Annotated in this window: 1 pseudogene; it reads left to right on the top strand. The window is 46.8% G+C overall.

The features are described from left to right. Positions 1-218 (top strand): annotated as a pseudogene (locus FC65_RS11390) (IS30 family transposase); the annotation flags it as partial.

Raw genomic sequence — 218 nt, 5'->3', positions numbered from 1 at the left:
CCTCATAAAGTAGAAACTCGCCAGGAATTCGGCCACTTTGAAGCTGATACCGTACTTTCTGGTAAACGTAAAGGTCAAGCTGTGGCTACTTTTGTGGAGCGTAAGAGTCGCCTGACAATTGTTAAACGGCTCCATGGTCGCGACAGTCAGTTCATGACTCAAGCCGTACTTGAACTAGCTAGTCAACTTCAAGACAAGCTCAAGACGCTTACCGTAGA

Origin of the sequence: Ligilactobacillus acidipiscis DSM 15836, assembly GCF_001435755.1 — a bacterium.
Classification (GTDB): domain Bacteria; phylum Bacillota; class Bacilli; order Lactobacillales; family Lactobacillaceae; genus Ligilactobacillus; species Ligilactobacillus acidipiscis.
This window is presented reverse-complemented; position numbering and strand designations above follow the sequence as displayed.